Source organism: Peribacillus sp. NPDC058002 (genome assembly GCF_042886655.1).
In the GTDB taxonomy this organism is placed as follows: Bacteria; Bacillota; Bacilli; order Bacillales; family DSM-1321; genus Peribacillus; species Peribacillus aracenensis.
Genome location: NZ_JBHVQU010000003.1, coordinates 21,121 through 45,209, shown reverse-complemented (window position 1 = coordinate 45,209; position 24,089 = coordinate 21,121). Strand labels below are relative to the sequence as shown.

The 24,089-nt window shown below is 42.4% G+C and carries 23 protein-coding genes; 1 reads left to right on the top strand and 22 read right to left on the bottom strand.

Annotated elements, in window-relative coordinates; all coding sequences use genetic code 11:
• Window positions 1-259 precede the first annotated feature (259 nt).
• The 21 genes from ACFVSH_RS01455 to ACFVSH_RS01355 all read right to left on the bottom strand — a co-directional run bounded on the left by ACFVSH_RS01455 (window position 260) and on the right by ACFVSH_RS01355 (window position 21,434).
• Window positions 260-2,488 carry a S8 family serine peptidase gene (locus ACFVSH_RS01455; protein ID WP_387704439.1) on the bottom strand — a complete coding sequence of 743 codons (2,229 nt, stop codon included), beginning with the start codon at window positions 2,486-2,488 and terminating at the stop codon, window positions 260-262.
• A gap of 83 nt (window positions 2,489-2,571) precedes the next feature.
• Entirely contained in the window at window positions 2,572-3,714 is a 1,143-nt protein-coding gene (wecB, locus tag ACFVSH_RS01450; RefSeq protein ID WP_387704437.1) for a non-hydrolyzing UDP-N-acetylglucosamine 2-epimerase, read from the bottom strand.
• Between the two features lie 23 nt (window positions 3,715-3,737).
• On the bottom strand, window positions 3,738-4,367 hold the full coding sequence (gene upp / locus ACFVSH_RS01445) for a uracil phosphoribosyltransferase (RefSeq protein WP_034315825.1): 630 nt from the start codon (window positions 4,365-4,367) through the stop codon (window positions 3,738-3,740).
• Between the two features lie 234 nt (window positions 4,368-4,601).
• Entirely contained in the window at window positions 4,602-5,843 is a 1,242-nt protein-coding gene (locus tag ACFVSH_RS01440; RefSeq protein WP_387601352.1) for a serine hydroxymethyltransferase, read from the bottom strand.
• 360 nt (window positions 5,844-6,203) lie between these two features.
• Window positions 6,204-6,797: a TIGR01440 family protein gene (locus ACFVSH_RS01435; RefSeq protein ID WP_387601355.1), complete on the bottom strand. Its 594-nt coding sequence runs from the start codon at window positions 6,795-6,797 to the stop codon at window positions 6,204-6,206.
• 70 nt (window positions 6,798-6,867) lie between these two features.
• Window positions 6,868-7,314 carry a ribose 5-phosphate isomerase B gene (rpiB, locus tag ACFVSH_RS01430; protein ID WP_387601358.1) on the bottom strand — a complete coding sequence of 149 codons (447 nt, stop codon included), beginning with the start codon at window positions 7,312-7,314 and terminating at the stop codon, window positions 6,868-6,870.
• Between the two features lie 144 nt (window positions 7,315-7,458).
• The gene (locus ACFVSH_RS01425; protein WP_387601361.1) at window positions 7,459-7,902 is read right to left on the bottom strand and encodes a low molecular weight protein arginine phosphatase; all 444 of its coding nucleotides are present in this window, start codon (window positions 7,900-7,902) and stop codon (window positions 7,459-7,461) included.
• Window positions 7,903-8,046: 144 nt separating this feature from the next.
• Window positions 8,047-8,613, bottom strand: a complete 567-nt coding sequence (locus ACFVSH_RS01420; RefSeq protein WP_387601364.1) for a manganese efflux pump MntP — start codon at window positions 8,611-8,613, stop codon at window positions 8,047-8,049.
• 74 nt (window positions 8,614-8,687) lie between these two features.
• A complete protein-coding gene (locus tag ACFVSH_RS01415) occupies window positions 8,688-9,737 on the bottom strand; it encodes an L-threonylcarbamoyladenylate synthase (protein ID WP_387601367.1) in 1,050 nt (349 codons plus the stop codon).
• Window positions 9,738-10,026: 289 nt separating this feature from the next.
• A complete protein-coding gene (spoIIR, locus tag ACFVSH_RS01410; RefSeq protein ID WP_387704435.1) occupies window positions 10,027-10,959 on the bottom strand; it encodes a stage II sporulation protein R in 933 nt (310 codons plus the stop codon).
• A 150-nt stretch (window positions 10,960-11,109) separates the two neighbouring features.
• Window positions 11,110-11,979: a peptide chain release factor N(5)-glutamine methyltransferase gene (gene prmC, locus ACFVSH_RS01405; RefSeq protein WP_387704433.1), complete on the bottom strand. Its 870-nt coding sequence runs from the start codon at window positions 11,977-11,979 to the stop codon at window positions 11,110-11,112.
• The gene (gene prfA, locus ACFVSH_RS01400; RefSeq protein ID WP_387704431.1) at window positions 11,972-13,042 is read right to left on the bottom strand and encodes a peptide chain release factor 1; all 1,071 of its coding nucleotides are present in this window, start codon (window positions 13,040-13,042) and stop codon (window positions 11,972-11,974) included. Before prfA ends, prmC begins: the two co-directional genes overlap by 8 nt.
• A 159-nt stretch (window positions 13,043-13,201) precedes the next feature.
• On the bottom strand, window positions 13,202-13,657 hold the full coding sequence (locus tag ACFVSH_RS01395; RefSeq protein ID WP_387704429.1) for a hypothetical protein: 456 nt from the start codon (window positions 13,655-13,657) through the stop codon (window positions 13,202-13,204).
• Window positions 13,658-13,859: 202 nt separating this feature from the next.
• Window positions 13,860-14,465: a thymidine kinase gene (locus tag ACFVSH_RS01390; protein WP_034315845.1), complete on the bottom strand. Its 606-nt coding sequence runs from the start codon at window positions 14,463-14,465 to the stop codon at window positions 13,860-13,862.
• A gap of 138 nt (window positions 14,466-14,603) precedes the next feature.
• The gene (gene rpmE, locus ACFVSH_RS01385) at window positions 14,604-14,804 is read right to left on the bottom strand and encodes a 50S ribosomal protein L31 (protein WP_034315847.1); all 201 of its coding nucleotides are present in this window, start codon (window positions 14,802-14,804) and stop codon (window positions 14,604-14,606) included.
• A 149-nt stretch (window positions 14,805-14,953) separates the two neighbouring features.
• Complete coding sequence (gene rho / locus ACFVSH_RS01380) at window positions 14,954-16,243, bottom strand: transcription termination factor Rho (RefSeq protein ID WP_228467574.1); 1,290 nt, start codon at window positions 16,241-16,243, stop codon at window positions 14,954-14,956.
• A 319-nt stretch (window positions 16,244-16,562) separates the two neighbouring features.
• The gene (glpX, locus tag ACFVSH_RS01375; protein WP_192207266.1) at window positions 16,563-17,525 is read right to left on the bottom strand and encodes a class II fructose-bisphosphatase; all 963 of its coding nucleotides are present in this window, start codon (window positions 17,523-17,525) and stop codon (window positions 16,563-16,565) included.
• A 99-nt stretch (window positions 17,526-17,624) separates the two neighbouring features.
• Entirely contained in the window at window positions 17,625-18,908 is a 1,284-nt protein-coding gene (locus ACFVSH_RS01370) for a UDP-N-acetylglucosamine 1-carboxyvinyltransferase (RefSeq protein WP_387601383.1), read from the bottom strand.
• Between the two features lie 208 nt (window positions 18,909-19,116).
• Window positions 19,117-19,767, bottom strand: a complete 651-nt coding sequence (gene fsa, locus ACFVSH_RS01365; protein ID WP_034315855.1) for a fructose-6-phosphate aldolase — start codon at window positions 19,765-19,767, stop codon at window positions 19,117-19,119.
• A 189-nt stretch (window positions 19,768-19,956) separates the two neighbouring features.
• A complete protein-coding gene (locus ACFVSH_RS01360) occupies window positions 19,957-20,814 on the bottom strand; it encodes a class II fructose-bisphosphate aldolase (RefSeq protein WP_260286901.1) in 858 nt (285 codons plus the stop codon).
• 248 nt (window positions 20,815-21,062) lie between these two features.
• Window positions 21,063-21,434 (bottom strand): response regulator, encoded by a 372-nt coding sequence (locus tag ACFVSH_RS01355; RefSeq protein ID WP_034315860.1) that lies wholly within the window; start codon window positions 21,432-21,434, stop codon window positions 21,063-21,065.
• 315 nt (window positions 21,435-21,749) lie between these two features.
• On the opposite strand from ACFVSH_RS01355, the gene ACFVSH_RS01350 reads away from it, so the two are divergent.
• Window positions 21,750-22,280, top strand: a complete 531-nt coding sequence (locus ACFVSH_RS01350) for a DUF2529 domain-containing protein (RefSeq protein ID WP_387704427.1) — start codon at window positions 21,750-21,752, stop codon at window positions 22,278-22,280.
• Between the two features lie 52 nt (window positions 22,281-22,332).
• On the opposite strand, the gene ACFVSH_RS01345 is transcribed toward ACFVSH_RS01350, so the two are convergent.
• The gene (locus tag ACFVSH_RS01345) at window positions 22,333-23,940 is read right to left on the bottom strand and encodes a CTP synthase (protein WP_387704425.1); all 1,608 of its coding nucleotides are present in this window, start codon (window positions 23,938-23,940) and stop codon (window positions 22,333-22,335) included.
• Window positions 23,941-24,089: the final 149 nt, after the last annotated feature.

The following is a 24,089-nucleotide window of genomic DNA, read 5'->3' as shown; positions in this document are numbered from 1 at the left end:
TTGTAGTATCTGTGTTTAGCTAGGGAATTTGCCCGTAACAAGTCCAAATAGAAGGTCAAAAACCATCTTCTATCTGACACGTTATTAACGTATGAAACCCCTCTCATTTTACATCCTTAGTTAGCATACAATAGGCTAGAATCATTGTCAATGAGTGGTTAGTGAAATTTGTCACAGGTTTGTAATTATTAACGAATTGTTCACAAATTATCTTTTTTATACTATTGACATCCATTTCATTTTACTTATTAACCTCGATTCACTCAATAAGTAACGTCTTTTCTATCCGATCTTCCCTTCCACCCTTTCTCGCAAAAATTATCGCTTTATACACACCTTTAGGCGGCAAGTTCTTTTTCAATACATCTTTTTTGATCAAACCGGAAGGTGCCGATTTGGACCAATCTAAATATCCAGCGAATTTCAAGCTATCTTCCTCATAAAGGGCAATACCGAATTCTTCAGCCCCGCGCGGAAGGTACATTTCGTATCGATATGTGCCTTTCTGGTCCCCTTGGCCAAAATCGAATCCCATTATCCTTGGGTAATCAGGCTCTTCTTTTACATATAAATAAGGAAGGGATATTCTTTTGGTTCCTTCCATTATTATGAGGTATCCATCAAATACTCCTTTTTTAAGCCTGGCTGGGTTGACCTGAAGCCCCACTTTTATCCGTTTTTTCTCCTTCGGATTCAAAGTAAGGGATTTTGGCAATTCCCAAGTAAGTCCCGTCTCTTTCAATGGCACCGTGAAGGAGTACTTCCTCATTTCCGTTCCGGTATTTTCTATGACTATCGTTTCATGATGTTCTTCAATTCCTTCTTTTTTCGTATACATCCCAAAGGATAATGAGCTTGGACTCAAGAGCGTGTCCGCTTTTAATGCTTCGTCGACCTGGATGCGCCCTGCCCCCTGTTCGTATGTGTGATACAATTGATTCGTAGATTTCCTCAATGGTTTGGAAGTGCTCATCAATGCAGATTTCACTTGCTCAGGATTCCATTCGGGGTGTTTTTGCAGGATTAAGGCGCATGCTCCTGCAACATGCGGTGCGGACATACTTGTTCCATCCAAGGACATATATCCTTTAGGGATGGTACTTTCAATTTCCACTCCCGGTGCCAATACGTCAGGCTTTATTCCCCATGATACGGTTACCGGGCCCCTGGAGCTAAAATCTGCGAGCTTATCCTGCTCGTTCTTATAAACAAATTGAACGGTTTTGCTCTGCCCTTGCTCCATGATTTGCTTTAGCTGTAATCCATCTCTTCTATTAATGGAAGCAGCCGGGATGCTCATTTCTTTTTCCAAGCTTCCAGTAAAGGTCCCGCTCGTATTATTATAAACAATTACCCCCTTTGCACCTGCCTTTTCTGCATTGGATACTTTCTGCTGGAAGGTAAGTGTGCCACGTTCCATCAACACAATCTTATCCCGAACATGTTTCAATTCCTCTTCATTGCCCAGACCCCCAAATATGACATCCTCGGAAAACGTCAGGTTCCATTTTTTAGAGCCTTGAAACACGGTTAAATGCGATTGATGCTTTTTCGACCCAAGCCCGTAAATCATATACGGAACCCTTAAGGGAGGAGTCGATGCCCCAACGGAAATCGCTTTTTCCGCTGTTCCGGGTGAGCCTACGGTCCATACAGCCGGACCGGAATTCCCGTTGGATGTCACGGCAACGATTCCGCTTTCCACAGCCTTATTCAACGCAAGGGAAATAGGTAAATCAGGACCATTGACGTTATTGCCAAGAGAGAGGTTCAATACATCCACCTTATCCTTCATGGCTGACTCAATAGCCATCAAGACTTGGTCTGTATCTCCTGCACCACCTGGTCCCAAAGCTCGATATGCATATATCTCCGCTTCTGGTGCGACGCCTTTCATTTTTCCATTGGCTGCAATGATGCCTGCCACATGAGTCCCATGTAATGTATCCAGGTCGCCTTGATTTTTGGTTTCCATCGGATTTTCATCACCATCTACCAGATCCTTCCCGCCTTTATAAGCACGTTGCAAATCTGGATGTGTATAATCGATGCCAGTATCTATGATTCCTACTTTTACCCCTTTCCCGGTAATCCGGTGATTCTCCTTATCAAAGATCCCCCTTGCCCTTCCCCCTCCTATGTATGGGACACTTTTATCCAACACCGCTTGATAAACGGATACTTCCGTTACAGCCTGAATTTCATCCTCCTTTTTAAGTTGTTCTATCTCATTCATTTTCCCCTGAACGGAAAATCCATTCAGGGCAACTGAATAAACATTCCTTAATTGAAGGGAAGGATATTTTTCAAGTAGTTTTTCGATTTTTTTTCGTTGAAACACCTTATCCATCGTGACAACAACCGTTACTTCCTTAGATTCAGATAGTTTTGGTAAAGGCGGCAGAATGACGGATGCCAATCCCTTTTCATTTTGATAAATAAATATAAAAAGGAAAACAAACACTATAAACGTTTTCTTTCCCAACATAATCATCCCCTTAGCAGTTATCTTTTCTCAACAACCTTGGAGTATGCAAATAAAAAAAGGAAAAGCGCATGGCTTTTCCTTTTTTATGAGTCAAATCTAGCTGGCGGCATGTCTGCTTGCTTAAAATAGTAACGGATGGCTTCAGCGATGCGGACCGAAGCATTTCCATCCCCATAAGGATTGGAGGCTTTGGACATTTTTTCGTGCATCTCTTGATCTGTGAGCAATTCATGTGCCAAGTTATATATGTTTTTTTCATCAGTACCCGCCAATCTTAAGGTTCCGGCAGCAATCCCCTCAGGACGTTCGGTCGTATCCCTTAAAACTAGGACAGGTACACCTAGTGACGGTGCCTCTTCCTGGATTCCTCCAGAATCAGTCAAAATCAGATAGGCTCTTGAAGCGAAGTTATGGAAATCCAATACATCCAGCGGTTCAATCAAATGTACCCGCGGATCGTCCCCGAGAATTTCGTTTGCCAATTCCTGAACAAGCGGATTTAAATGGACAGGATATACCACTTGAACGTCATCATGCTCAGCAATGATTCTCTTTACGGCCCTAAAGATATTCCTCATGGGTTCACCAAGGTTTTCCCTGCGATGGGCGGTAAGCAAAATGAGCCTGTCTTCTCCAAGTCCATTTAAAACCGGGTGCGAATACGTGGAACGTACAGTAGTTTTTAAAGCATCTGTTGCCGTATTCCCCGTCACGAAGATATTATCCTTCTTGTTTTCGTTAAGCAGATTCTCCTCCGCTTTCGATGTCGGCGCAAAATGCAAATCTGCCATAGTGCCAGTAAGCTGCCGATTCATCTCTTCCGGATAGGGGGAATACTTATTCCATGTGCGCAGCCCCGCTTCAACATGCCCAATGACAATTTGATTATAAAAAGCTGCCAGACTTGCGACAAACGTCGTGGTTGTATCACCGTGTACAAGAACAATATCAGGTTTAGCTTCCTTCATTACTGAATCAAGACCATTTAATGCTCTTGTTGTAATGTCAGCAAGCGTTTGCCTTTCCTTCATTATGTCCAAGTCATAGTCCGGCTGTATGGAAAATAGTTCGAGTACTTGATCTAACATTTGCCGATGCTGTGCCGTAACAGCAACGACCGGCTTGAAATATTCTGGGTGTTTTTGAAATTCGAGTACTAAGGGAGCCATTTTGACAGCTTCTGGTCTCGTTCCGAAAATGGTCATGACTTTTATCGGTTTATTCATTCGTGACACCTCAGTTTCTTTCATTATTTTGTGCCGAATAAACGATCTCCCGCGTCTCCAAGACCTGGAACGATATACCCGTGTTCATTCAGTTTTTCGTCAAGACCCGCAATATAAATATCAACATCAGGATGGGCTTCTTTCAATGCCTCTACACCCTCTGGAGCTGCAATCAAACACATGAATTTAATATTGACTGCACCGCGCTTTTTAATGGAATGGATCGCTTCGATGGCTGATCCGCCAGTGGCTAACATCGGGTCAACGACAATGCATTCCCTTTCTGCCAAATCGCTTGGCATTTTCGCATAATACTCCACCGGTTTCAATGTTTCAGGATCACGGTAAAGTCCAACATGTCCAACCTTTGCAGCAGGAATCAGCTTAATGATCCCGTCCACCATCCCTATGCCTGCACGTAAAATCGGGACGATACCCACTTTTTTACCAGAAAGCATTTTCACTTTCGCTGTGCTTACAGGCGTTTGGATTTCCACCTCTTCAAGTGGCATATCCCTCGTGATTTCAAATGCCATCAATGATGCAACTTCATCCACTAGTTCACGGAATTCTTTTGTTCCTGTATTTATATCACGTATATAGGCTAATTTGTGTTGAATTAACGGGTGATCGAAAACATAAACTTTTCCCATTTAGCATCTCTCCAATTCCATTGCTTAGTTTTGCGCTTTTTTATGATTTCCCTAATCGAATAGAAAAATTTTCGTGTCTTTTAAAATTCACTTCAACCTATTTTACAGAAAAAAGTTTCAATCTTCAATAAAGGTTTAGATGTCAGACCTATTTTCACTATTCGGATTCTTCTAACACCAGCCTTACATAAGATACAAAAAAACCGCTCCCTTTAAAAGGGAGCAGCTACGATATTACAATGAAGGGTATAATTCAAATTTGTTCGCTAATGATTCAACACGCTGTTTTGCTTCTTCAAGTTTAGCTGTGTCTTCATTATTTTTCAAAACAAGTCCGATGATTGCAGCTATTTCATCCATGTCTTCCAATCCGAAGCCACGTGATGTCACCGCCGCAGTCCCAATGCGTATACCGCTGGTAACGAATGGTTTTTCCGGGTCATAAGGAATCGCATTTTTGTTCACGGTAATACCGATTTCATCCAAAACGTGTTCTGCGATTTTTCCCGTTAATCCAGTAGAGCGCACATCAAGAAGAATCAAGTGATTGTCCGTTCCATCAGAAACAAGGGTGAACCCTTCTTTCTTCAAACCTTCGCCCAAACGTTTAGCATTATCGATGATTTTTTGCGCATATACTTTAAATTCATCTTGAAGCGCTTCGCCGAATGCAACAGCCTTAGCGGATATTACATGCATCAACGGGCCGCCTTGAATTCCAGGGAAGATGGATTTATCGATTTTCTTACCGAATTCTTCTTTACAGATGATCATCCCTCCGCGTGGTCCGCGAAGTGTTTTATGAGTGGTTGTCGTTACAAAGTCAGCATAAGGAATCGGGCTTTGATGTAATCCAGCCGCAACCAAACCTGCAATATGCGCCATATCGACCATTAAATAAGCCCCGACTTCATCTGCAATTTCACGGAATCGCTTGAAATCAATTTCACGCGGATATGCACTTGCACCCGCTACGATCAATTTCGGTTTGTGCTTACGCGCTTTTTCCAATACATCATTGTAATCGATACGGTGATCTTTTTCGTCTACACCATATTCAACAAAATTATAGTTAACGCCACTGAAGTTAACTGGACTTCCATGTGTTAAGTGACCTCCATGCGAAAGGTTCATCCCAAGCACTGTGTCTCCAGTTTGAAGAACAGTAAAGTAAACGGCCATATTGGCTTGAGCTCCAGAGTGGGGCTGTACGTTCACATACTCCCCTCCGAAAATTTCTTTCGCACGCTCACGTGCTAGATCTTCAACGATGTCTACATACTCACATCCGCCATAGTAACGTTTTCCAGGGTATCCTTCTGCATACTTATTAGTCAAGACCGATCCTTGTGCTTCCATGACAGCTTCACTCACGAAGTTTTCAGAAGCAATAAGCTCAATTTTACTTCTTTGACGCCCTAATTCCAGTTGAATTGCGTTAAACACTTGCTCATCTTGCTTTGCTAAACGATTCATTCCGTAATTCCTCCTCAAATTGTGCGTGATTCGCTTTTTAGTATTTATGTGCAACATGCCTTCAAAAAAGCATGAAAAAGCCTTACCAATAGTTATTAGAAAATTCTACTCCATTTTAACATGTCTAATTTAGAAGCGATAGTCTAATTTTATCGAACGTTAAATGTTTTTTCTTTTATTAACGTTCGTATTTAACATCAAAATTATGCTAATAAGCTCTTTCACCCTATATTTCATAAGCAAAATCACTATTCTATTAGCATTATAAAGTAATGATTTTTTGTAAACCTTATCTTGGGCTTTACGATTTCAATTAAAAAACAGCATCCCCCATCCGAGAAATGCTGTCCCCCTTACCCATTAAGTACAACTCTTGTTATCAGAAAAGTCCTGATAAACGGCCCGCTCCCCGCCAATCAGTTTCGGACGTGTTTTTGCCATGGTCACATGTGCATGCCCTATTTCCTTAATGGCAGAGCGAATCGGAACCGCCACATGCTTCAGATGCATGCCAATGAAGGTGTCCCCAATGTCAATCCCCGCATCCGCTTTAATATGCTCGACAACGACAGCATCTTTCCATTGCTGATAGGCATACGTCGCCATCGATCCCCCAGCTGTTCTTACAGGTACAACCGAAACTTCTTCATAATCATATCGAACCGCGGTTTCCCTTTGTAAAACCAAGGCCCTGTTTAGATGTTCACAACATTGATAGGCAACCTGAACACCCGTTTTTCCTTGAAAATCCCTAACTACGGAAAAAATCATCCCTGCAACATCGAGCGTACCTTCAGTACCGATCCTTTTCCCGATCACTTCACTTGTACTGCAGCCGATCACCAGTAGCTGTTTCTCTTTTAAAGCTGTCTGTTCTTGAAACTCATGTAAAAGTTCCCGAAACTGGTTTTCCCATATCTCAAGCTCATTTAAAAATGTAGCATCAATTGTCATGAAAACGCATCCTTTCAATAAGAAAACTTGCTATCGGTAGAAAAGGGTTCTCTCCAAAAAATCATGGAAATCAGCTATGTTTACCTTCATACTCCGCAATCTTACCAATCCTGTTTTGATGACGCCCGCCTTCAAATTCCGAAGTCAGCCATGTTTGGGCAATTTCCTTGGCAAGACCAGGACCAATGACACGTTCGCCCATCGCTAACATATTGGTATCATTATGCTGACGGGTCAATTTCGCACTATAGACATCATGAACCAATGCACATCGTATTCCTTTGACTTTATTGGCAGCAATGCTCATTCCAATTCCTGTTCCACAGATTAAAATGCCCCGATCGAACTCACCCCGCGCCACTTTTTCAGCAACCGGCAAGGCATAATCAGGATAATCCACCGACGTACTGCATTCACAGCCAAAATCCTCAAATGGAATCTGTAACTCATTCAATAAAGTCTTTATTTCTTCACGGATATGTATACCACCATGATCCGAAGCAATCGCAACTTTCATCATAATCCTCCTCTAGCTTTTTCATTTAATTTTATTGTGTCACAAAATTATGAAAAGATAAAGGATGTCCATCCTTTTTCCCCGCAAAGAAGCAGGAAACCAACTCGGGCTTCCTGCAGTAAAATGCCCACATTATGTACCCTTTCATTCTTTAAGCCTTTTGACCAATTCTTCTATTAATTCCTGCAGCTCCCTGAACGTTTCCCGGTAAATGCCTTCAGAACCGCCAAACGGATCTATTATATCTCTATCATATTTATCCTCAATAACGAATTCTTTTAAAGTAAAAGTCTTATCGATCATTTGGGGGTATGCATGGGTAATGACAGATTTATGCCCTTCCGTCATGGTGAAAATATGAGTCGCCCATTCCATTTCCTTCTCGGATAAGGGCGTTGAATGATGATTATGCACTATGTCATTTTCAACCAATACATTTTTAGCATGCAGCGAAGCATCCTGGCCTGATGAAGCATACACGCCTGCGGACTTCACTTCAACACCCGCAATATTCTTATGTTTCAATATCGCTTCTGCCATCGGGCTTCTGCACGTGTTACCTGTACATACAAATAATACTCGGATCATTTTAACGCCTCCTTTTTTATTCATTATAAGCTATCGCCCGTTTATTATAGTCAAAAAAATCACTCTCATTATGTCCGAAGTAAAATAAAAAACCGCTCCAGTATTTGGAACAGTTGAGGAAGGAACGATATGAATTCAAGCGGATCAAAAAGCGAACAATAATTTCAATCCAAACGCACACAGGATGCTTCCGCCAAGAATCTCACTATACACGCCAAGCAAGCCCTGCATTTTTCTACCCAGTAAAAGGCCTGCCCACGTTAATAGGGTGGCGGCAAACCCAAAACAAAGAACGGTTAAAATCGTTTTTGCACCGTAAATTCCCAGTGTCAATCCTACCGAGAAGCTATCCAGGCTTACCCCTAAAGCAAAAATGAATAGACCTTTCCCGACAGGAGCCAGCATCTTATTTTCCCTGGCACCGGCTCCATCCTTTTTACCAGGGATAAACATCTGTATACCAAGAATGATCAGCAACAGACCGCCGGCGTATGTAGCAAAGGTCCCGAATTTTTCTGAAATGAAACGGCCTGCCCCCATTCCAAGCAAGGGCATCCAAATATGAAAAATGCCAACTATCAGCCCTATAAACAATATTTGCCTCAACCTTAGCTTAAACATTCCCATTCCAAGGCCAACTGAAAAGGCATCCATTCCCAGCGCGAATGCCATTAGCAATAAGGTGATGATTTCTCCAGCAAATGTATTCATTCAAATCCCCCTCGGACGTGCCTACTACATGTTATGCATGTCCGAAAAGAAATAGAAGAATAAATCAGTTCTTATTACACATATTCCTTGATGATTTGATGACCTGCAGCCTTCTCAAGCCGGTTCATGACCGCCGCTCCTATTCCATGGTCAGGAAACATTTCACTAAAAATGACATCGACCTCCAGCTCGTCAAACTGTCTTAAAGCATCATATAAGCCTGTTGCAACAGTATGTAAATCCGCTAATGAACCTGGGACAACCACATAATCCGCCTTATAATCCTGTTGATGTTCGTAAGCCGTTATGATGCCCACCTTTAACCCGTCAGTTCTTTTTGCATCCACAAGCTTCTGAAGGAAAGCTTGATTACCCTTGACTAAATATAGAGGGGCCTTCGGAGCATAGTGGGTATACTTCATGCCCGGGGCTTTTGGCGCCGTTTCCTGATTCTTCAATGCGACATCTTGCCTGACTTCCCCTATTACCGCTTCCAGCTGTTCCAGGGTCACCCCGCCTGGCCTTAAAATAACAGGTACTTCCACAGTGCAGTCAAGTACTGTGGATTCTAAGCCCACACCCGTAGTCCCGCCATCGACTATGCCTGCAATCCGGCCCATCAAGTCATCTTCAACATGTTTCGCTGAAGTGGGGCTTGGTTTCCCGGAAGTATTTGCACTTGGTGCCGCAATGGGCAAATCACTTGCACGAATAAGGCCTAGGGCAACCTGATGATCTGGCATCCTGACAGCCACCGTGTCCAATCCAGCTGTCACAAGGTTTGATAACTGGCCCGGTTTTCTTTTCATGATCAAAGTCAAAGGACCAGGCCAAAATTCCGCCATCAGCTTCTTGGCCTGTTCCGGAATCTCTTCTACAATACCTGACAACTGGTCATCGGAGGCTATGTGAACGATCAAAGGATTATCACTCGGACGCCCCTTCGCTTCAAACACTTTTTTGACCGCCTCGTCATTTTTGGCATTCGCCCCCAGTCCATAAACGGTCTCTGTAGGAAAAGCCACCACTTGATTTGCCCTTAATAATTCAGCTGATTTTGTAATCTGGGGATAACTTTGTAAATTATCCACATTTTTATCCACTGACCAAATTTTCGTTTTCATCTTGAACACCATCGCCTTTTAACGTTTCTTATTTTATATAATTGCTTTTATATGAACGATATTCTCAAATTATTGTAATAAATTCACTTTAAGATACTTTGAAAGTATAAAAGAAGTATTCACATAATTCAAGTGTTATCCACAAATTGGGGATAACCACATCGAATCCGTGGATAAGTTTGTGGATATTAATGATTAATGACAGACTTTTTTGATTTTTTGTTAATAACCCTGTGGATATGTTTACGAAATTATCTGATTTTAAAAAAAGAGGGCAGCTGCCCCCTTTTTAAAATAGATCATTGAAGATTTCTGCAAACAGGGACTTCACTTCCACCTCAGGCTCCCTTTCCCCTTCATATAATTGTTGACCTTGTTTATCGGATGCCGCAAGTTCAACCTGGTTTTCTTCAACATTCCCATCAATGGCTTTTTTCGTCACTTGTTCCTTGTCTTTTACTTCTGTCACTTCTTCCTTTACTCCCGGCTCCGTATCGTTTTCTTTTAGCGTTCCTTCCGATACTTCTTTTACGCTCCCCTCGACTACCTTTTCTTCAACCACTTCCTCGGGCCCTTTTTCCTTTTCAACCAGCACTTCTTCTTCAACTTCTTCCGCTGCAACGGGCTCACCCTCTTCATTTGTTGCAGCATGCGCCTTCCCTTCCGAATTCAACGATCCTTCACCCTCATCCTCGACAATCGGACTTTGGCTTACAGCCGTCCCATTTGAAAAATCCAGGAAACATAATGGGGGAAATAGAACACACCACCAATTTGCGCCTTCCCCTTCCCCAAGCGTGATAATCACCGCTTCATAATCCCCTGCCGGATATAAATACTGCCCGTAGAGTTTTGTCGGAAATTCCGCTTGTCCAAAATCCACTTTAACTGACTGCTCCATACCCTGTTCCTTTATAACTGCCTCAGCCGTCGCTTGGATATCCGGCAGATGCGAGGTGATCACATCCCTCGCTTCATCCAAAGAAGTAAGTTCCTCGACCCACTTTGTGATATCTTCATTTACCTCATCCCTAATCAGCCGTTTAACCGCTTGATCCTTTTCTGCATCACTATTAGCAAGTATCCTCAGACGAATCGCCTCATCCGGGATCACCTTCGTATCTTCTGCACCGACCATCTCCGCTTTAGGCATATATATACTTACGATTGTTCCTATAGTTAAGATTAATAGATAAATAATGGCTAAATGTTTAGTTTTCATCGCCTTCGCCCCCTCACATGAATTAGTCTCACCATTTTCCAGCTATCTTAAACTAGTAAAAAATAAAAAAATTGATAGCTGGAAATATAGATTCCAAAGGATAATAAGGGTGGTTTCCATAAAAAAATCCGTCTCACATAGGAAGACGGATCACTTTAATACAGCGAAGACCATTCGATCTTTTTCATTAATGTCATTTGTAATGGATACTTCTGCAGCAGGAAAGGCTCGCTTCAATAAATCGGCAACCGCCTCACCCTGTCCAGTGCCCACTTCAAAACCGATCAGCCCAGGCACCTTCATGATCAGAGGTAACTGCTCCATAAAGCGGCGGTAAAAATCCAGCCCATCGATACCGGCAAATAATGCACGATGCGGTTCATGACCTGTCACGACTACTGACATGGATTCATGATCATCATCTGGTATATATGGCGGATTCGATAAAAGGACGTCCACCTTCTGTTTTTTGTTTATGAAAGGCAAAAGCAAATCACCTTGCATGAACTCCACTTCGGCACCAAGCAATTCGGCATTTTTCCGCGCCACCTCAAGCGATGGTTCCGCTATGTCCGTGGCCGTCACCAATAAGTTTGATTTTTCAAGTTTCATCGTTATGGCGATTGCGCCGCTGCCGGTCCCAATATCAGCTAAACAAAGCTTCTGTCCCTCCATAAAAATGGCTGGGATTTTACGTAAAGCATAATAAATCAATTCTTCTGTTTCAGGTCTCGGAATGAGCACTTCTTCATTCACAAAGAAGGTCCGTCCATAAAATTCTTCATGGCCGATAATATATTGGATGGGCGTTCCCTCAGCATGCAGCTCAATAGCGGCCTTAAATTGCCCAAAAACCGCTTCACTAAGCTCATCATGAAGGTTGGCCAGCATTTGGGAGCGAGTTTGTTTTAAAAAGTGCTGTAACAGGATTTCCCCAGCATTGGCATCACGATCATTTTCCTTTAAAAAAGAAGAAGCCCATTTAAGGGCTCCGAACACTTTCACGGCAGAGTTACTCATCTGCATTTTCCAGCCTTGAAGATTGGTCTTCCATGATTAATGCATCAACGACTTCATCCAGTTTACCTTCCATGATTTGATCCAGTTTTTGAATCGTTAAACCAATACGGTGGTCGGTAACTCGGTTTTGCGGGAAGTTATAAGTGCGAATCCTTTCGGATCGATCGCCCGTTCCAACGGCAAGCTTCCTATTTTGATCATATTCCGCCTGTACTTCGCGATGGATTTTATCGTACACCCTGGCACGCAAAACCTTCATTGCTTTTTCTTTGTTCTTGATTTGTGATTTTTCATCTTGACAGGATACAACCGTATTAGTCGGAATATGAGTCAAGCGCACCGCCGACATTGTCGTATTGACACTTTGCCCTCCAGGACCACTTGATGCAAAGGTATCGACACGAATATCCTTATCATGGATTTCAACTTCCACTTCCTCAGCTTCAGGTAAAACGGCAACCGTGGCTGTAGATGTATGAATCCGTCCGCCTGATTCAGTTTCAGGTACCCGCTGAACGCGATGCGCTCCATTTTCGAACTTCAATTTTGAATAAGCACCATTGCCATTAATCATGAATATGATTTCCTTGTAGCCGCCAAGCCCTGTAGGACTGGCTTCAATGACTTCGGTCCGCCAACCTTGCACCTCGGCAAAACGGCTATACATTCGGTATAGACTACCCGCAAATAAGGCTGCCTCATCTCCGCCTGCCGCTCCGCGTATCTCCATGATCACGTTTTTATCATCGTTAGGGTCCTTCGGAATAAGCAATATTTTCAGTTTACCCTCAAGGCCTTGTATGGTCTCATCAAGTTCATTGATCTCTTCTTTTACCATTTCACGCATTTCCGCATCAAGTTTCTCCTCCATCATAGCTTTCGCTTCCTGGAGTTGCTCACGAACCGCTTTATATTCCTTATAAGTCGATGCGGTCTCTTGAATGCTGGATTGCTCCTTAGAATATTCCCTTAGCTTCTTAGAGTCATTAATGATCTCCGGGTCACTCAATAGTTCATTCAATCTTTCATATCTATCTTCTACTGCTTGTAAACGATCAAACAAATTATTCACCTCATAAATTTTCCAAAACATCTGAAACGAATTGGAAGTAATCCATCTTTTCTAACTATAAATACGTACTTAGTGCCCCAGCTCAGTTCACTTCTAGGTTAATTATAGTATAGGTGAATAATCAACGTCAAAGAGGATTCAAAAATGTCGTTATTTCTCTAATTTGACATCTAAATTATATTGTGGCACAACCCTGTTTATCATGCCTTGTATTCGCTGCAATTCCTCATTTCTTTCTTTTTCCGTCTTGATTTTGCCTTTTTCATGGACTGTAACATGTATGGTATTTCCATTAAACCAAACGGAGCCCGCCTCATAATTAGTTTCCGATTCGATGACTTCGCGGATTTTATCAATTTGCTGCCCCATGGATGGAGAATTATTGGATGTATGATGAGGGGTGTTGAGGACCTGATCTGATGGCCGTTCCGTTTCATTGTCCCAATCCTTATTGGATACCTGATTTAAACCCTTGCCAACAAAATCCCTGCCATCACGGGATTGATCCCCATATTCCGAATCATTATTTATTGCATTGTCATTCTGGCCGCATGCCGTTAGTACAGCAAGCAGAAAGGCCGTCATAATAAGCAGTTTCGATTTCATATTTTTTCCCTCCATTTTGACTGGTTAAGAAGAACATTTCCCCGTTAGCCTGCCCAAAATGGGGCAATATTTATCTTTTATTTCCCTTCCATGTATTGGTCATGCAACCTCCAGCAGTTTTTCCGCCCCTTATAATTCTTCCCAACCATTTCTTCATAAAAAAGGCACCCTACGATCTCAGTGGATCATAGGGCACCATCATTCAAATATGTTCTTTAATCCCAACAGCCTGCTTACCCGGAACTTCGTGATGATGGCGGCAGCGGGGCTCGTATGATTCCGATGCACCCACAAGGATGATCGGCTCATCATAGGAGGCCGGCTCCCCATCTATCAATCGCTGTGTCCTGCTCGCAGGCGATCCGCACACTTCACACACAGCCTGCAGCTTGGTCACCGATTCTGCAAGCGATAATAGAACAGGCATAGGACCGAATGGCTCACCTCTGAAATCTTGATCGAGTCCAGCCATGATCACTCGATAACCGCTGTCCGCAAGATGCTGGGCAACCCCGATGATTTCATGATCAAAAAATTGCACTTCATCTATTGCAATGATATCCAGGGGCTTGTCCAAATACTTAAAAATATCCGTTGAATGGGCAATCGGTTTTGCCATCACAGACGAGCCATTATGTGATACGACAGCCTCTTCCGCATAGCGATTATCAATAGCTGGTTTAAATACAGCTATTTGCTCTTTAGCAAATTGAGCACGGCTGACTCGTTTAATCAATTCCTCAGATTTACCTGAAAACATGCTTCCGCAAATAAGCTCGATCCAGCCTGTTTGTTTCATTACATACATGGAAACAGCTACTCCCTTCCACCTGTCGATCCCTTGACCATAATTGAAGTCGACCCGGCTTTATATAAATTCTTACTTGTTTATGGAAAAGAAAAAACAGGCAAGAAAAATACTTGCCTGTTTTTTAAAAAGTCCGGCTTATTTAATACCGTATTTTTTGTTGAAACGATCAACACGTCCGCCAGCTTCAGCGAATTTTTGACGACCAGTATAGAATGGGTGGCATTCTGAACAAGTCTCAACTTTGATCTCTTCTTTAACTGAACCAGTTTCAAAAGTGTTTCCGCAAGAGCAAATTACTTTTGAAAGCTTATAATTTGGATGAATTCCAGTTTTCATTCTTTTCAGCTCCTTATGCCCTGAATCATTCGAAACAGAGTTATATACTTCAAGTTGAGGGAATAGCACCCTCACATTTATTGTAAAAACACATGAACTCATTATAACAACTTAAGACTAGTTGTGCAACTGTTTGTTTCTTACAGGGTTTAAGAACGTTTTACGCTCGCTGGCCCCTTTTTCATTTCTGTCATCTCTTCATCCAGCTTACTGAAAAATTCTTCATTACCCTTTGTCTGTTTTAGACGGCGAAGGAATTTCTCCGAGAAATCAGGTGAATCTGACATCGTTTTCCTAATGGCCCATAGTTTATCCAGGCGATCCTTCGGAATTAACAATTCTTCTTTACGAGTGCCCGAGCGACGAATATCGATTGCCGGGAAGATGCGTCTTTCGGCAAGTGCACGATCTAAATGCAGCTCCATATTGCCCGTACCTTTAAATTCTTCATAAATGACATCGTCCATTCTTGAACCCGTATCTACCAATGCTGTAGCAAGGATCGTAAGGCTGCCGCCTTCCTCGATATTCCTCGCCGCACCGAAAAAGCGTTTTGGACGGTGGAATGCAGCAGGGTCAATACCCCCTGATAGTGTACGGCCGCTCGGCGGAATGACAAGGTTGTATGCACGGGCAAGCCGGGTGATGCTGTCCATTAATATGATGACATCCCGTTTATGCTCCACAAGGCGCATGGCTCGTTCCAATACCAGCTCAGCCACCTTGATATGGTTTTCCGGCACTTCATCGAAAGTTGAACTTACCACGTCTCCTGCGACGGAACGTTCAATGTCCGTCACTTCTTCCGGGCGTTCATCGATCAACAGCACAATCAATTCCGATTCGGGATGGTTTGTGGTTATCGCATTGGCAATTTCCTTGATAAGCATCGTTTTACCGGCTTTTGGAGGTGCGACAATCAGACCACGCTGCCCAAAACCGACCGGTGCCAGCACATCCATGATCCTGGTCGATAAGTTCTTCGGTGTCGTTTCCAGTTTAATTTGCCTGTTTGGATACAGCGGCGTTAAACCCGGGAAGTGGACACGCTCTTTAGCCGATTCCGGATTATCGCCATTGACTGCTTCGACATGCAGCAATCCATAATAGCGCTCGTTTTCTTTTGGAGGCCTTACCTTACCGGACACTTTATCTCCATTTCGCAAATCGAACCTGCGGATCTGTGAAGCAGAAATATAAATATCCTCCGAGCTTGGAGAATAATTAATTGGACGCAGGAAACCGAAGCCCTCTGAAGGTATGATCTCTAAAACGCCCTCCATGAATAGGAGACCATCCTGCTCAGCTTGCGCTTTCAGGATAGCGAATATAAGTTCCTTTTTTGAAAGTTTGCTGTAATAGGAAACTTTATATTCACGCGCGTGCTCATATAGATCCTTTAGTTTCATGTTTTCTAAATTAGAAATAGTTAAATTCATTATGACACCACACTTTTATTAATTAAACGTTTTCACCCATACTGAAAAAGAAATGGTTTGTTAGATGGAAGAAAAACCGCAATCCATGTACCCGACCAGAGTTTTCTTAGAAAGGATGATACATTTTTACATGTAAAGAAGAAAATTATTTGAAGGCTTCTTGAAGTTTGGAGTGAAAGGGCAGATTTTCAATTTATTAATAGTAGACCAAGCTTTATTTTACTTTTTTTATTTTAATTATTCAACTTAAATTTTTTTAAAGAGAAAGCGAGCGCTGAAACCGCTCGCTTTTTAAAAGTGATTTTTCTAAAACACGCTATCAGTCAATCAAGCCATTCGGTTTAATCTTAAGACTGTGACGCCCATCAATGAATCGAACGGTACCGGATTTAGCACGCATGACCACGGATTGTGTTTCACCGTAATGTCCTTTAAATTGTACACCGCGTAGAAGTTCTCCATCAGTCACACCTGTTGCAGCAAAAATTGCGTCATCTCCGCGAACAAGGTCTTCCATTCTGAGGACTTTTCCTAAATCAAGGCCCATTTTTCCACAGCGTTCCACTTCTTCATCGCTATGAGGAACAAGCTTACCCTGAATTTCCCCTCCAAGGCATTTCAAGGCAACGGCTGCAATAACTCCCTCTGGAGCCCCGCCAGAACCGAATAAGATATCAACACCGGTAAGATCGAAGGCCGTATTTATGGCTCCCGCTACATCTCCATCGTTGATCAACTTGATACGTGCCCCCGCCTCACGAAGTTCATGAATGATCTTCGAATGACGATCACGGTTCAATACTGTTGCAACCACGTCTTCGATATCTTTATTCTTTGCCTTGGCTACCGCTTTCAGGTTGTCCAATACGGAAGCATTGATATCAATCTGGCCAACAGCCTCGGGTCCGACAGCTATTTTATCCATATACATATCCGGGGCATGAAGCAAGTTCCCCTTATCGGCTATCGCCAATACAGCCAATGCATTCCAGCCGCCAGATGCAACGATGTTCGTTCCTTCCAAAGGATCAACAGCAACATCCACTAGCGGCCCAAGACCAGTACCAAGTTTTTCACCAATATAAAGCATTGGCGCTTCATCCATTTCCCCTTCACCGATTACAACCGTTCCTTGCATGGGAATAGTATTGAAAACATCCCGCATTGCAGTTGTTGCTGCATCATCTGCTTCGTCTTTCTTTCCTCTTCCCATCCAACGAGCTGAATTCAGTGCCGCCGCCTCTGTTACGCGGACAAGCTCCATCGATAAACTTCTTTCCATTTCCGGTTCCCCCTCATGTACACTAGCATGATTTATTTATATATTAGTATAACACATTATATCATATATAGTAACACAATGAGGTAACAAGAAAAGGGATCAGCTTTTAAGCTGCTCCACTTCTTCTTTCGTCATTTCTTCACGCCAAATCGTCGCTCCCAAACCTGAAAGTTTTTCAACAAGATGGCTATATCCGCGATCTATATGTTCAAGCCCAGTCACTTCCGTAATCCCCTCAGCCATTAAACCAGCGATTACGAGAGCTGCTCCGGCACGTAAATCGCTTGCCTTCACTTTTGCCCCATGAAGTTGGACAGGACCATCGACGATGCCTGCTCTGCCCTCGACTTTGATCTTCGCATTCATGCGTCGCAGTTCATCAATATGCTTAAACCGTGCACCGTATATCGTATCGGTCACCATGCTAGAACCGCTTGCTTTTGTTAAGAGGGAAGTGAAAGGTTGCTGAAGATCTGTTGGGAATCCAGGGTAAACCAATGTCTTGATATCAACGGCTTTATATTTTTCTCCCGGTGAGACAAATATCTGGTCATCACCCGCTTCAATATTAATCCCCATTTCCCTTAATTTGGCAGTCAATGACTCCAAATGCTGGGGGATGACATTATCAATCAGAATCCCTTCACCAACAGCAGCGGCTAAAATCATGAAAGTACCGGCCTCAATCCGATCCGGTATGATCGTATGCTTGCACCCATGCAAACTTTCCACACCATCAATACGAATGATATCCGTTCCTGCACCCTTTATTTTCGCTCCCATATTGGTCAACAGTGTGGCAACATCAATGATTTCCGGTTCTTTCGCGGCATTTTCAATCACTGTGCGGCCTTTGGCCAAAACGGCGGCAAGCATGATGTTGATCGTTGCCCCTACACTAACGACATCCAAATATATGCGTGCTCCCCGGAGCTCGTCCGCCCTAAGGTAAATGGCTCCTTGTTCATTCGTCACTTGAGCGCCTAGTGCTTCGAACCCCTTAATATGCTGATCTATCGGACGGGGTCCTAAATGGCAGCCTCCAGGCAAGCCAATCACTGCCTTTTTGAATTTACCAAGCATTGCCCCCATCAAATAATAAGAGGCACGTAACTTCTTGACCCTTCCATTGGGGAGAGGCATTGAAATCATCCTGCTTGGATTGACTGTCATTTCTCCTTCATCAAAGGATACCTCACCGCCAATTTCCTCCATTAACGCTTTCAGCATCTGTACATCCGAGATATCAGGCAGGCCTTCAATCGTTACGGGAGAGTCCGCTAAAATTGTTGCCGGAATAAGGGCAACCGCACTATTTTTTGCTCCGCTGACACGAATGCTTCCCTTTAAAGGATAGCCACCGGCAATTTTAAGTTTTTCCATAATAAACTCCCTTCCACGCTAAGCACTTAGAAGCTACTTTCAAAAGTAATATTTTACCACAGGAAAATTGCATAATCCGACAACATTTACTATCTAGTTCTTTAGTTTACACAAAAGTAGAAAATTCATGTAAAAAAAAGATAAAAATTTCTAATTTATGTTAATTTTATTAAAAAGGTGCAATCTATAGCGACTTAGCGGCAAGGCATTATGCTTCAGTACGTGAATTCCAATCGTTCAAGAAGGCTTCAATCCCTTTATCCGTTAATGGGTGGTGGAATAATTGCATTAAAACTTTATAAGGGATCGTTGCAATATGTGCCCCTTTAAGAGCCGCTTCTGTAATATGCATTGGATGGCGGATGGAAGCTGCAATGATCTCAGCATTGATATCATGGATTGCAAATATGTCGGCAATATCCGAAATTAAATCAAGTCCATTTTGGCCAATGTCGTCCAAGCGTCCTAAAAATGGCGATACATAAGTTGCTCCTGCCCTAGCTGCCAATAAAGCTTGGTTGGCACTGAAAATAAGCGTGACATTCGTTTTGACACCTTGTTTTGTAAGTGCTGAAACAGCCTTCAAGCCATCTGGGGTCATTGGCACTTTAATCGTGATATTAGGTGCAATGGCAACGAGTTCCTTGGCTTCAGCCATCATTCCTTCAAAATCAAGCGCAATGACTTCAGCAGAAACGGATTCCTTAACAAGGCTTGTGATTTCTTTTAGCCGGTCATGGAAAGAAACTCCCTTTTCTCTTGCAACAAGGGACGGGTTAGTCGTAACGCCTGCTAAAACGCCAAGTTCGTGCGCTTGTTTGATTTCTTCCATGTTTGCTGTATCTATAAAGAATTTCATAAAATATCCTCCGTATGTAATCGATTTTTTATTTCCCTATATGCCTCTGAATTCTAATTGTTCTAAAAATGGAGCCCGGATTCAGCCCTGCATCTAAAAGAAACCATTAGGGGGGAGCCCCCCCAATGGGAATATTGCCTTTATCATCTTACATGTAAGGGGATGGAACCCTTATGTTACGTTTATAAATTATGCTTTGCCGTTTGAACCGAATTCACGTATTTTGCCGATGACAGTTTCTTTAATGGCTTCACGGCCAGGTACCATGTATTTACGTGGATCGTACACTTCAGAATCGTTATTCAAAATTTCACGAACCGCTTTTGTGAACACAATTTGATTTTCCGTATTCACATTGATTTTTGATGTTCCAAGTGAAATGGCTTTTTGGATATCTTTCGTAGGTATGCCTGTACCGCCATGAAGAACAAGAGGTTTCTTCGTTAAATCACGTACTTCTTCCATTTCTTTATAGCCTAGGTTAGGTTCACCTTTGTATGGTCCGTGAACGGATCCCAAAGCTGGAGCAAAACAGTCGACATTCGTTTCTTTAACTAACTGTTCACATTCTTGAGGGTCTGCATATACGACTCCATCAGCGATTACATCATCTTCTTGACCGCCAACCGTGCCCACTTCCGCTTCAACCGAAACATTCCGTGCGTGAGCGAATTCGACAACCTTCTTGGTTGTTTCGATATTTTCATCGATCGGATGATGTGAAGCATCGATCATTACTGAAGTGAATCCGGCTTCGATAGCTTCCTTACATTTATCAAAACTTGATCCATGGTCAAGGTGAATCGCCACAGGAACAGTGATTTTCATGTCTTCCAACAATCCTTGAACCATCATGACAGTCGTTTTAAAACCACCCATGTGACGGGCAGCACCTTCGGAAACACCAAGGATGACTGGAGATTTTTCTTGTTCTGCAGCGGCTAAAATAGCTTGAGTCCATTCAAGATTATTGATATTGAATTGACCTACTGCATATTTTTCATCAAGAGCTTTATTAAGCATATCTTTCATAGAAACTAAAGGCATTTGATTTCCTCCTAGTAGTGGATGTTATGATTTTTAAAGTTAATTCTTTCTAGATATTCCCTAAAACCAAAGTAGCATACGCTTATAAATCAGAATATCTCTCCTCTTTTAGGATATCAATACATCAAAAAAACAGCAACAATTAGCACTATTCCATGCCTCAAATTTTATTCCAAAAAAACACGGCCCATCTAAAAAAAGATAGCCGCGGCAATTTCCCCGTCAATAATATAAAATTTTCAAGACCGTTAACTTGATTGAATCGGTAAGTATTCTCGAACGGCCTTTCTAATATCATCAATATCAAACGGCTTTGCAAAGTGTGTCATTGCCCCTAAATCCTTTGCTTCCTGAATCATATCAAGTTCACCATATGCCGTCATGATGATAACCCGGATGTCCGGATCGACGACTTTCATCCTTTTCAAGATCTCAATGCCATCCATTCCCGGAATCTTCATATCCAGCAATACCAGATCAGGTGAATGATTATTTAGAACTTCCAAGGCTTGAATGCCATTAGCCGCTTGAAATGTTTCATACCCTTCTTTATGTAAAACCTCGTTCAATAAAATACGAATCCCGAATTGATCATCAACAATCAATATTTTCCCTGGCATTTTATCACCTCTCCCCTTCCCGATTCATCAATAAAATATATTTGCCTATTCGGCCATAATACCCGAAAAAGGGTAGTTACATAGATTGCGTTAAATCACTTGAGGTCCAACGCATATATTCCATCATGATTTCTATGTTCATATTCGATAATTGTAACAAAACTCCTGCTTTATGGCTAAAAGGAATTTCAATTTTTTTGTTTTTTCGACCGATTTAGTAAATTCACCCCTTCCGGGTCAATAACCCTGAAACCTGTCAATGCATAGGAAAGTCCATTATAATAAGTATATTATTTTTTAAAGGAGTCCCTGATCATGTTAAAAATTTTCTCGACACAGATAAGCGGTTTATTTAAAAAAATGATTGAAAATGAGGCATTTGAAATGGAGGATGCCGGACGCTTGCTCGCTCAGGCTGCGGTTGGGGACGGTTCTGTGTTCATTCATGGTTTTGGTGAAATGCAGGGCGTCACTGCCGAGGCCTTAAATGGGGCAGAACCCTTTCCCAAGGCAAAAAGATATGAATTAGGGGAAACCATTTCCAGGGAAGATCGCTTTCTTATATTCAGCCGCCATTCGGACGATTCTGAAGCATTGATGCTGGCAAAACAACTCAAGGAAAAAGATATACCATTTGTTGCAGTTTCTACATCCGTTCCTTCTGAAGAAGATTCTCTTTTGGAGTTGGCTGACGTTCATATTGATCTACGCATCCAACGGGGATTGATTCCCGATGAAACTGGAAGCCGATATGGGTACCCTACCCTCATTGCCGCTCTTTTCGCTTATTATGGGATTAAATTCACTCTTGAAGAAATCATAAGAGAATATGAAGATGAAGAATGATATCTTCATCCTAAACACAAAAAAACAGCCACATGGGCTGTTTTTTTATTTATTAAAGATTTTTGCCGTACTTTAATGACATACCGACAAAGTCACGGAATAGCGGCTGCGGACGGTTAGGACGTGACGTGAATTCCGGATGGAATTGAGAAGCCACAAACCAAGGATGATCTTTTAGTTCAATGATTTCAACTAGACGACCATCTGGACTTGTACCGGAGAACACGAATCCTGCCTCTTCCATAGCTTGACGGTAGTGGTTATTGAATTCATAACGGTGACGGTGGCGTTCATAAACGACCTCGTCGTTGTACGCTTCGTATGCTTTAGTTCCTTCGATAAGCTTACATGGATACAGACCAAGACGCAGTGTTCCGCCCAAATCTTCTACATCCTTCTGCTCAGGAAGAAGATCGATGATTGGATCTGGAGTATCTTCCTTAATTTCAGCTGAATGCGCTTCTGGCAATCCCAGGACGTTGCGTGCATACTCGATGGACGCCAACTGCATGCCTAAGCATATTCCGAAGAATGGTTTTTTTGTCGTGCGGGCAAATTCGGTCGCTGCAATTTTCCCTTCAATTCCACGATCTCCAAATCCGCCAGGGACAAGGATTCCATCTGCATCTTGAAGAAGTTCAGCAACATTTTCTTTCGTTACGTCTTCGGAATTCACCCAATCGATTTCAACATCTGCATCAAATGCGTAACCAGCATGCTTAAGTGCTTCCACTACAGAAAGATAAGCATCTTGTAATTCAACATATTTTCCGACTAAGGCGATTTTCGTTTTCTTCGATAAAGAAGTCACCTTTTTGACTAGTTCCTTCCAATCTTCCATATTTGCTTCGCCACAGTCCAATTGCAAGTGGTCACAAACGATTTGGTCCATATTTTGTGCTTGGAGCGCAAGAGGGATGGAGTAAAGTGTATCCGCATCTAGACATTCGATAACGGATTTTTTATCGATATCGCAGAATAAAGCGATTTTATCCTTCATATCTTGTGAAATCGGGCTTTCTGTACGTGCAACGATGATATTTGGCTGAATGCCAAGACTGCGTAATTCTTTTACACTATGCTGTGTCGGTTTTGTTTTCATTTCACCAGCTGCTTTGATGTAAGGAACCAGTGTACAATGGATATACATAACATTATTGATGCCGATATCACTCTTGATTTGGCGAATCGCTTCAAGGAATGGAAGAGACTCGATATCCCCTACAGTACCGCCAATTTCAGTGATGACTATATCAGCATTCGTTTCATTGCCAGAACGGAAAACGCGTTCTTTAATTTCATTCGTGATATGGGGAATGACTTGAACCGTTCCACCTAGATAATCGCCACGGCGTTCTTTCCTCAGGACGGTTGAATAAATCCTTCCTGTAGTCACATTACTGTGTTTACCAAGGTTGATATCAATGAAACGCTCATAGTGTCCCAAATCCAAATCCGTTTCAGCACCATCATCCGTTACAAACACTTCACCATGTTGATATGGACTCATCGTACCAGGATCCAAGTTAATATAAGGGTCAAACTTCTGGATCGTAACATTCAATCCCCTATTTTTTAATAATCTACCTAAAGAAGCGGCCGTTATCCCTTTTCCCAAGGAAGAAACTACTCCACCTGTCACAAAAATATATTTTGTCATCTTATATCCTCCTATAGAATGTTTTCTTCCAATTCTGTTCTTCACATCATTGAATCGGAACCTGAATCGAATCTTCCGCCACATGGGCGGTTAAAAGCTAAAAAACCGTAAACCAGTACAAACCATTAATCACTTAAAGGTCTTTAGTG

Coding starts and splice junctions, on each gene's coding strand:
- ACFVSH_RS01455 (WP_387704439.1), bottom strand. CDS start 2,488: ATGTTGGGAAAGAAAACGTTTATAGTGTTTGTTTTCCTTTTTATATTT.
- wecB (WP_387704437.1), bottom strand. CDS start 3,714: ATGAATAAACCGATAAAAGTCATGACCATTTTCGGAACGAGACCAGAA.
- upp (WP_034315825.1), bottom strand. CDS start 4,367: ATGGGAAAAGTTTATGTTTTCGATCACCCGTTAATTCAACACAAATTA.
- ACFVSH_RS01440 (WP_387601352.1), bottom strand. CDS start 5,843: ATGAATCGTTTAGCAAAGCAAGATGAGCAAGTGTTTAACGCAATTCAA.
- ACFVSH_RS01435 (WP_387601355.1), bottom strand. CDS start 6,797: ATGACAATTGATGCTACATTTTTAAATGAGCTTGAGATATGGGAAAAC.
- rpiB (WP_387601358.1), bottom strand. CDS start 7,314: ATGAAAGTTGCGATTGCTTCGGATCATGGTGGTATACATATCCGTGAA.
- ACFVSH_RS01425 (WP_387601361.1), bottom strand. CDS start 7,902: ATGATCCGAGTATTATTTGTATGTACAGGTAACACGTGCAGAAGCCCG.
- ACFVSH_RS01420 (WP_387601364.1), bottom strand. CDS start 8,613: ATGAATACATTTGCTGGAGAAATCATCACCTTATTGCTAATGGCATTC.
- ACFVSH_RS01415 (WP_387601367.1), bottom strand. CDS start 9,737: ATGAAAACGAAAATTTGGTCAGTGGATAAAAATGTGGATAATTTACAA.
- spoIIR (WP_387704435.1), bottom strand. CDS start 10,959: ATGAAAACTAAACATTTAGCCATTATTTATCTATTAATCTTAACTATA.
- prmC (WP_387704433.1), bottom strand. CDS start 11,979: ATGAGTAACTCTGCCGTGAAAGTGTTCGGAGCCCTTAAATGGGCTTCT.
- ACFVSH_RS01395 (WP_387704429.1), bottom strand. CDS start 13,657: ATGAAATCGAAACTGCTTATTATGACGGCCTTTCTGCTTGCTGTACTA.
- ACFVSH_RS01390 (WP_034315845.1), bottom strand. CDS start 14,465: ATGTATGTAATGAAACAAACAGGCTGGATCGAGCTTATTTGCGGAAGC.
- rpmE (WP_034315847.1), bottom strand. CDS start 14,804: ATGAAAACTGGAATTCATCCAAATTATAAGCTTTCAAAAGTAATTTGC.
- rho (WP_228467574.1), bottom strand. CDS start 16,243: ATGAATTTAACTATTTCTAATTTAGAAAACATGAAACTAAAGGATCTA.
- glpX (WP_192207266.1), bottom strand. CDS start 17,525: ATGGAAAGAAGTTTATCGATGGAGCTTGTCCGCGTAACAGAGGCGGCG.
- ACFVSH_RS01370 (WP_387601383.1), bottom strand. CDS start 18,908: ATGGAAAAACTTAAAATTGCCGGTGGCTATCCTTTAAAGGGAAGCATT.
- fsa (WP_034315855.1), bottom strand. CDS start 19,767: ATGAAATTCTTTATAGATACAGCAAACATGGAAGAAATCAAACAAGCG.
- ACFVSH_RS01360 (WP_260286901.1), bottom strand. CDS start 20,814: ATGCCTTTAGTTTCTATGAAAGATATGCTTAATAAAGCTCTTGATGAA.
- ACFVSH_RS01355 (WP_034315860.1), bottom strand. CDS start 21,434: ATGCCAGGGAAAATATTGATTGTTGATGATCAATTCGGGATTCGTATT.
- ACFVSH_RS01350 (WP_387704427.1), top strand. CDS start 21,750: ATGTTAAAAATTTTCTCGACACAGATAAGCGGTTTATTTAAAAAAATG.
- ACFVSH_RS01345 (WP_387704425.1), bottom strand. CDS start 23,940: ATGACAAAATATATTTTTGTGACAGGTGGAGTAGTTTCTTCCTTGGGA.